The organism is Rubneribacter sp. (assembly GCF_965361815.1).
Genome location: NZ_CBDTNW010000041.1, coordinates 1 through 3,014 on the forward strand (window position 1 = coordinate 1; position 3,014 = coordinate 3,014).

General features: G+C 67.8%; 1 protein-coding gene. It reads left to right on the forward strand.

The window, feature by feature from the left end; genetic code table 11:
- Positions 1-428: 428 nt before the first annotated feature.
- Complete coding sequence (locus ACWKY3_RS02550) at positions 429-2,966, forward strand: DNA topoisomerase I (protein WP_449314861.1); 2,538 nt, start codon at positions 429-431, stop codon at positions 2,964-2,966.
- Positions 2,967-3,014: the final 48 nt, after the last annotated feature.

Below are 3,014 nucleotides of genomic sequence, written 5' to 3' on the forward strand. Positions count from 1 at the left end.
GCCCCTCGTGCCCGGAGAAATCCCAGGTCGCGGAAATCGCGCGGCCCGCCGGCGCGCCGGATCGGCCGCCCAAATTGCCACAGGGCGCGGTTTGCGACCAACCTGCGGGTGCGGCCGGCCCGCGCCCGCCGCGCAGGGCCTAGCGCGCCTCGGAGGGCTTTGCCCGACGGGCGGAGGGCCCTTAAGCGGCCCGCCGGAGGGAATTTGGCCCGGCATCGTGCGAACGCGCGCTCATGTCAGTTATGGTTTGACGGAGAGCGCGCCGCTTTCGGGCAAAATCGTGTATGCTTACGTCTGCTGCGCCCAAGGCGGCGCGGCGAACGCGCGCCGAGGCGCGCCATCCCCGCACACGTTAATAAACCAGTTGGGGTCACCGTGTGAACGAAGACGGGCCGCGCAAGGCGGCCGGAAGGACAGGAGGGAACCGCGTGAAGCTGGTGGTAACCGAGAAGAACGACGCGGCGCAGAAGATCGCCGATCTTTTGGGCGCGAAAAAGCCGAAGGCGGACAAGGTGTACTCCACGCCCGTGTACCGCTTCGAAGTGGACGGCGAGGAGTGGGTGACCATCGGCCTGCGCGGCCACATCCTAGAGCCCGACTTCGCGCCGACGATGGTGTACAAGAAACGCGGCGGCTGGCAGGGCGTCACCGAGGAGGGCGAGACGCTGCCGGCCCGCCTGCCCGATGCGCTGCCCAAGCCCCCTTTCAAAAAGAAGAAGCCCTTCACCGAGGACGGCGTGGAGCTCAAGGCGTGGAAGATGGACGCGCTGCCGTATCTGGTGTACGCCCCCATCAAGAAGCTGCCCAAGGAAAAGGAGATCATCCGCTCGCTCAAAAACCTCGCGAAGAAGGCCGACTCGGTCATCATCGCCACGGACTTCGACCGCGAAGGCGAGCTTATCGGAAGCGACGCGCTCTCCTGCATCCAGGAGGTGAACCCGACGGCGCCCGTGTCCCGCGCGCGCTACTCGGCGTTCACGAAAGAAGAGATCAACCACGCGTTCGGCAACCTGGTGGCCGTGGACGACAACCTGGCCTCCGCCGGCGCGTCGCGCCAGGACATCGACCTGATCTGGGGCGCGGTGCTCACGCGCTACCTCACGCTCGTGAAGTTCGCCGGCTACGGCAACGTGCGCTCCTCCGGGCGCGTCCAGACGCCCACGCTCGCGCTCATCGTGGCGCGCGAGCGCGAGCGGATGGCGTTTGTGCCCGAGGATTACTGGGTGATCAAAGGCGCGTTCGACGCGGGCGCCCAGACAGGCCCCACGTCCGGCGAGGGGCCGGACGCGTTCGAGGCCCCGCACGCCACGGCTCGCTTCAAGGTTGAGGCCGAGGCCAAGGCCGCCATGGCCCGCGTAGAGGGCGCGACGAGCGCCACGGTGGCCTCAGTCGAGAAGCGCAAGCGCACCGTGGTCCCGCCCGTGCCGTTCAACACCACCTCGCTCATGGCGGCCGCCTCGGCCGAGGGCCTAAGCCCCGCGCGCACCATGCGCATAGCCGAGAGCCTGTACATGGACGGCTACATCTCCTACCCCCGCGTGGACAACACCGTGTACCCCAGCTCGCTCGATTTGGCCGAAACGGTGCGCACCATCTCCGGCAACCCCGCCTACGCGCCGTACTGCAAGGCGCTTTTGGCAAAAGGCAGGCTCACGGCCACGCGCGGCAAGAAGGAGACGACCGACCACCCGCCCATCTACCCCACGGCCAAGGCCACGCCCGACGATCTGGCTCCCGCCGACTACAAGCTGTACAACCTCATCGCGCGGCGCTTTTTGGCCACGCTTTCCGAGGCCGCCGTGGTGGAGGGCACGAAGGTGACGCTTGAGGTGGCGGGCGAGCCGTTCACGGCCAAGGGAGACGTGCTGGTGAAGCCGGGCTTCCGCGCCATCTACCCCTACGGCCTGAAGAAAGACGAGCAGCTGCCCGCGCTTTCCGAGGGGCAGAGGATCGCCTTCAACGGCGCTGTCTGCACGAAGAAGCAGACCGAGCCTCCCGCGCGCTACAGCCAGGGCAAGCTCATCCAGGAGATGGAGAAGCTCGGCCTGGGCACGAAGTCCACGCGCCATGCCATCATCGAGCGCCTCTACACGGTGAAGTACATCCAAAACGACCCCATCGAGCCCTCGCAGCTGGGCATGGCGGTCATCGACGCGCTGGACAAGTTCGCGCCGCACATCACGCATCCGGAGATGACGGCCGAGCTGGAAGAGGAGATGGACAACATCGCCGAGGGCCGCACGACCAAAGACGCGGTGGTGTCCACCTCGCGCAACCTGCTCGCCGAGCAGCTGGCCAGCCTGCTGCCGCACTCCGAGGAGGTGAAGGACGCGCTTGCCGACGCCGTGGCCGCGGACGCCTACGTGGGCCCGTGCCCGAAATGCGGCAAGGACCTGCAGCTGCGCGCGAGCCAGAAGACGCGCGGCATGTTCATCGGCTGCGCCGGCTGGCCCGACTGCGACGTCACCTACCCGCTGCCCAAGGGCAAGGTGGAGGCCGTGGAGGAGAAGTGCCCCGTCTGCGGCATGCCGCAGGTGAAGGTGACGGCGTTTCGGTCCAAGCCGCGCACCGTGTGCATCGATCCGAACTGCGCCACGAACAAAGAACCCGACGTGGTGGTGGGGGAGTGCCCCGCGTGCAAGGCCAAGGGCAAGGAGGCGAAGCTCATCGCCCAGAAAAACCCCCGGACCCTGAAGCGCTTCATCCACTGCGAGAACTACGACGAGTGCGGCACGGGCTACCCGCTGCCCCAGTACGGCAGGCTCGAGGCTACGGGGGAGGTGTGCGAGCACTGCGGCGCGCCGTTGGTGGTGGTCACCACCAACCGCGGACCCTGGAAGCTCTGCCCCAATTTCGACTGCCCCGGCAAGGAGCAGGAGGAGAAGGAGAAGGCAAGCGCGAAGGGCGCGCGCAAGGCCCCGACCAGGCGAACCGGCACGCGCAGGAAGGCCTCGGCCAAGAAGTAGCCGCAGCCGGGCGCGCGGGCCGCAAGGGCTTGCGCGCCCGGCTGCAGG